General features: G+C 63.6%; 6 protein-coding genes. 3 read left to right on the forward strand and 3 right to left on the reverse strand.

Features of this window, described 5'->3' with window-relative positions; genetic code table 11:
• The first annotated feature begins 751 nt into the window (after positions 1-751).
• The 3 genes from ACFP2T_RS47800 to ACFP2T_RS47810 all read left to right on the forward strand — a co-directional run bounded on the left by ACFP2T_RS47800 (position 752) and on the right by ACFP2T_RS47810 (position 3,496).
• On the forward strand, positions 752-1,057 hold the full coding sequence (locus tag ACFP2T_RS47800; protein WP_377434730.1) for a hypothetical protein: 306 nt from the start codon (positions 752-754) through the stop codon (positions 1,055-1,057).
• Positions 1,058-1,372: 315 nt separating this feature from the next.
• Entirely contained in the window at positions 1,373-1,621 is a 249-nt protein-coding gene (locus tag ACFP2T_RS47805) for a phospholipase D-like domain-containing protein (protein WP_377434733.1), read from the forward strand.
• Positions 1,622-1,744: 123 nt separating this feature from the next.
• Positions 1,745-3,496, forward strand: a complete 1,752-nt coding sequence (locus ACFP2T_RS47810) for a DUF262 domain-containing protein (RefSeq protein WP_377434736.1) — start codon at positions 1,745-1,747, stop codon at positions 3,494-3,496.
• A gap of 289 nt (positions 3,497-3,785) precedes the next feature.
• On the opposite strand, the gene ACFP2T_RS47815 is transcribed toward ACFP2T_RS47810, so the two are convergent.
• From ACFP2T_RS47815 to ACFP2T_RS47825, 3 genes are all read right to left on the reverse strand, one after another.
• Positions 3,786-4,166, reverse strand: a complete 381-nt coding sequence (locus ACFP2T_RS47815; protein WP_377434739.1) for a hypothetical protein — start codon at positions 4,164-4,166, stop codon at positions 3,786-3,788.
• A 131-nt stretch (positions 4,167-4,297) separates the two neighbouring features.
• Positions 4,298-4,426: a hypothetical protein gene (locus tag ACFP2T_RS47820; protein WP_377434741.1), complete on the reverse strand. Its 129-nt coding sequence runs from the start codon at positions 4,424-4,426 to the stop codon at positions 4,298-4,300.
• A 233-nt stretch (positions 4,427-4,659) separates the two neighbouring features.
• A partial coding sequence (locus ACFP2T_RS47825; protein ID WP_377434744.1) for a PD-(D/E)XK nuclease domain-containing protein occupies positions 4,660-5,172 on the reverse strand: 513 nt, incomplete at its 5' end.

Here is a 5,172-nt window from a genome sequence, read left to right on the forward strand (position 1 = left end):
CCCGTGTCTCAGTGATCAAGAGGACTGTGAACAGGACGGATGGGGTTTTCGGCACCCGCAGCGTCCGGAACCGTGAGAATTCGTGACCGGCGGAAGGCGAATGGAAGCCATTCGCTGGCCTCCGCGTAGCGGTCGCGATCCTGCCGACACATCGGGGCACCCCAGGTTCTACCCCATGCCAGAGGGGACTGACTCAGGCTGGTGCAGACCCCAACGATGGTGATGGTGCCACCGGCCGGATTGTGGCGCCGCTGGCCAAGACATCGATGCCAGCTCGCACCCACCCGAGTACACGCGCCGCTGTTGTAAGCAGACGCGGTAGTATCAGCGCATGCGCACTCAAAGAGCGCACCTGTGCGGAAAATCTGTGTCCGAGGGGGGAGTTGAACCCCCACAATCAGCATCAGCGCGCACTATTAGAGTGCGCATGCGCTGATACTACACCTTACTACGGGCTGTGATCGATCGTCGGGCTGGAGGTTGTGCTCGGCAACACCGGCGCCGGGACTGGACGTATTCCGGATGCCTTCGCTGTGCGCGTGGGGGACTGTTTACAGACGGCGGGTTCCTGTCGGTGCTCGCAGTTGCCGTCCAGGATCCCGCGCAGTTCGTAGCCCTCGCATCGAGCATAACCGGTGCTTGAGGTGGCTGTGGTCGGCTTTCGATCGGGTTACTGGCGTGCCGTTCGACGCGGTGCCGGGCCGATGGGACGAGGTCATCGAGTACGGCGGGGTGGACCGGCGAGGCGTCCGTGATCACCTCGGCGGGTGTCACCTTCAGCGTCCGGCAGCGCCCGTTGAAAGAAGCGACGGGCCGAGGCAGCGCGCACGGCCGCGGCACGGCGCTCGAACTCCGCCAGCACATCGGACAGCTCGTCCTCGACTCGGCGCCGGGCGTAGTCGGTCCACCGCGCCGGCTCGCCGCCGGTGCCCTCGATCTGCGAGACCAGGCGCAGCGACCACCGTGCGCCGGTCTCCTCAAAGATCCGGACGCCGTACCCCTCACCGTCGACCTCGACGATGGCCAGAAGATCCTCTGGTCGGACTTCACCCGATAACCTTTTGCCTGGACTGCGTCCGCAAGAGCCTGGATGATCATCAGCGGGCGGGACCGGTTCTGCATCGACGCGGGCAGGCGATGCGGCACGTCGCGCAGCCGGTTCACCACCGAGTGCGGATCGCCAACTCCTCGAGGACTGGAATGGGCGGTGGCTGCGCGGGGCGCTGGTACTGGAGGAAGGGAGGCTCACCACGGCGCAACTCCATGGTCAGATCGCCGCTACCCCGGCCCCGATGTAGCAGGTGCCACCCCCGACGGGACTTCACCGGATTCCACCTCTGAGATGGCCGCCCACCTGCGACCAGCAACCGTCATGCCCACGAAGGAGTTCGACGGCACCCGGGTCCGCAGCCACGCGAAGTTCCTCGCCATCGACCACCGCTTCCTACTGGTGACCAGTGCGAACTTCTCCTGGAGTGCCGAGCACGTCAACGTAGAGTTCGGTTTACTCATCGACGACCGACACCTCACCGAGGCCGTCGAACGCGAGATGCTCGAAGCCGAGGACCAACTCTACGAGCGTCTTCACTACCCGGGACCGGGACAGCCACGGCGAGCGTAGGCGGGGCATCGATAGAGGCGGTGTGGGCGCTATCGTAACGTCGCGGCCTCTTTGGCGGGCCGCATCGCGGCCGGCGAACGACCGCAAAGCCAGATGAATCCGACCCCGAAGGAGCCGCTGGCCGTGGCCTTCCAGACGCCCGTGACGGTGGAGGAGATCCTGACGTCAATCCACAGGAAGGAGTACCTGCTTCCGGCGATCCAGCGGGAGTTCGTGTGGAGTGCCGACCAAATCCGGTGGCTCGTCGACAGTCTCATGCGGGGATACCCGATCGGCTCGTTCCTTCTGTGGAAGGTAAAGCCCGACACCGTTGCTAACTACACCTTCTACGACTTCCTCACGCATTACCACGAACGGGACAATCCCTACGCGACCAAGGCGACCGTCCCCAACGGCAGCGGTGTAACCGCGGTGCTCGACGGCCAGCAGCGGCTGACCGCCCTCAACATTGCTATCTACGGCAGCCACGCCGAAAAGCGGAAGTACGCCTGGTGGAGCAGCCCCGATGCGTTCCCGAAAAAGCGGCTCTACCTCAATCTGCTTGACGACGCCGACCCGGACGAGATGGGTCTGCGGTACGACGTGAGGTTCCTCACCGCCGCCGAGGCCGCCCCTGAGGATGGCCAGCCCGACCAATGGTACCCAATCGGCGCGATTCTCAACTTGGCAAATGCGGGCCCGGCGCTCAACGGTGAACTGGCGAACCGAGGCATCGACCTCAACGACGTCAGCCCTTACCAACGCCTCTACGACCTGTATGAGGCGGTGCGCACACGCAAGCCAATCAACTACTTCCTAGAGAAAGCGCAGGACTCGGACAAAGTCCTTGACATCTTCGTCAGAGTGAACAGTGGCGGAACCACCCTGTCATACTCGGATCTCCTCTTGTCGATGGCGACCAACCAGTGGCAGCAGCTCGACGCCCGAGAGGAGGTACGTCAACTGGTCCAGGAGCTCAACACCGGAGGCACCAGGGCGTTCTCATTCTCCAAGGATGTCGTGCTCAAGACCGCGCTCATGGTCGCCGGCGTCGATCTCCGATTCAAGGTCTCCAACTTCACCGCCGGCAACATGCGGAAGGTGGAGGACGCGTGGAGCACGACACGAGCGGCCATGATCAAAGCGGCGTCCCTGCTCGATCTCTTCGGCTTCACCAACCGAACTCTTACCGCAGCCAGCGTGGTGGTGCCATTGGCCTACTACCTGGCCCGCCGAGGTCTCCCGGACAGCTACCTGACCTCAAGCGCTGACGCCAGGGACCGACTGGCGGTCCGGCAGTGGGTAACCCGGTCGCTGGTCAAGCGGGGGATCTGGGGATCCGGGTTGGACACATTGCTGCTCCGGCTCCGCCAGGCGATCGACGCCCACGGCGGGGACAGCTTCCCAGCTGCCGAAATCGAGAAGGAGATGACGACGCTCGGTAAGACACTCGCCTTCGAGCCGACCGAGATTGATGAGCTGCTGGAGCTCAAGTACGCCAGTCAGCGGACCTTCCCCGTGCTTGCCCTACTGTATCCAGGCTTGGACCTATCGAAGGAATTCCACGAAGATCACATCTTCCCGCGCTCTCGATTCACCCGCAAGCGGCTCCAGGGCGCAGGCATCGACGATGACTTGGTGGATGACTACCGGGCGGCCGTCGACCTGTTGCCGAACCTCCAACTCCTCGGCGGCGTGCCGAACGCCGAAAAGCATGCCAAGATGCCGGCCGAATGGTTGGCTCAAGCCTTCGCCACCGACGCCGAGCGTCAGACGTATCTCAACGAAAACGACCTCCGAGACCTGTCGCTCGACCTGAAGGATTTCCTGGCATTCTTCGAGGAACGCAAGCAGCGCATGCGGAAGCGGCTGAGCAGCGTGCTCGGGGTTGCCTGAAGGCTGCGATGACGGCGGCCTCGTCGACTGCCGTCCGGCGCAAATTCGGGCCGTCGCTCACTTCGCGGTGCCGCTCCAGCAGCTGACCTGCGGTCTCGGGCCGGCGGGTCTGCGGGGTGTTGCGCCAGGTGTTCACGTCCGTTGATCCTGCAGCCAAGCCCTCGGCGGGCCGAGTCGCCAGCGGAATGGGCGCGGGTGTACTTTCCGATGTCCAATGGGCCAGTCACCTCTCGGGCATGGGTGCCGAGGTGGATTATGAACGCCTCGATTGCGGCTGCCAGCTGCTTCATCAAGGAGTGGGAGACGCGTTTGGATCCCTCCTTGGCGCCTCGAACTTGTCGAGGATCTTCTTTAGCTGCTCGATGCTCGTCTCGGACTTGGTCCGGCGGGCGTAGGCGAGCACCAGCTCTCTGTCGTAGGTGCCGGCGTTCGCGAGATCGTCGAGGTAGATCCGTGTGGTCCGAGCGGCAATGTCGTCGTGCCAGCCCTTGTAGCTCTCGTGGACAATGCCCTCAAGCGCGTCAATCGCCTCCGGTCTGAGGCCGGCGCCCATGACCTCATTGGTCAGAACATTGTACGCATCGTGCAGCGTGGCCCAGGCGTCGAACTCGCCGGGAATCCACTCGATCAGCACCACCACACTCTTCTCAAGGCGCTGGACCTTCTCCATGACCTTGTAGGTCGGACACCAGGCCAGAACAACCCCGCCGTCTCGCGGGTAGCCGCTCCGCTCGGTGACGATCTCCAGCTTGGCCAGCTCGGGGTGATGGGTGGCCGAGCCCTTCCGGGGCGCGACCGCCGTCAGGCGAGCGCAGTGCCTCGGGCCACGGCCATGCCGAGCGGCTTACCCAGCTCAATCGTGTCCTTGGTCTGACTGCGCGGCACGTAGATGTAGCGGTGCTGCAGCACCCCTTCGAGCTGATCCGACATCGCCACATTCCTCCTGACTGGCCCGTCATGAGCGTAGGTGGGACGCCCGATATTCTCCGGCGCGCGCATTATCGGCGGTAGATGTTCTCATGCTTGGTGAGTTGATCCGGGCCGCCGTGGTGCGGGCGCGTCAACCGGTATCGACGGCGACAGCGACTGATATCGATGAAATCGTTACGAGACGAACTCATGCCAATCACCTTCGGGGTGTTCTGATCACATCCCGAGTTGCGTCAGATGTGCGGGGCGACGATGACGATGGTAGGCAATGGCGCTTCTGGATCGGTCAGGTCATCTTCGAGGGCGGTCGGGTTGGCGAGCCGGTAGGTGGGGTCGTAGACGAAACAGACGAGGGCGCGGCAGTTGGGATGGGAGCGGTAAAACTCCTTGTCGATGGCGAGTTCTTTGGCGACTGTGCGTTGGTCGAGGCTGGGCCGGGTCATCTTGGTCTCGATCACGATCTGCTCGCCTTTGAGAAGCAGGTCCATCCGGCTGGTGACGCCGCCGCGGCTCGGGGTGTACTCCTCGTCACGGACGTCATCGAACAGGCCGCGCAGTACACCGCGGAGCAGGTCCTGTACGTCGTACTCGTCGGCGATGTCGACGAGTGAGGTTCGGCTGGCGTGGCGGTTGTTGAGTTCGCGGACGATGGCGGGGAATCGGCGCAGCAGCGTGGTGATGGTAGTTAGCCTCGATGATTCGCGGTAGAGCGGCGGTGTTGCCGGGCCAGCCAGTTTGATCGAGTT

Source organism: Plantactinospora solaniradicis (genome assembly GCF_042658085.1).
Classification (GTDB): Bacteria; Actinomycetota; Actinomycetes; order Mycobacteriales; family Micromonosporaceae; genus Plantactinospora; species Plantactinospora solaniradicis.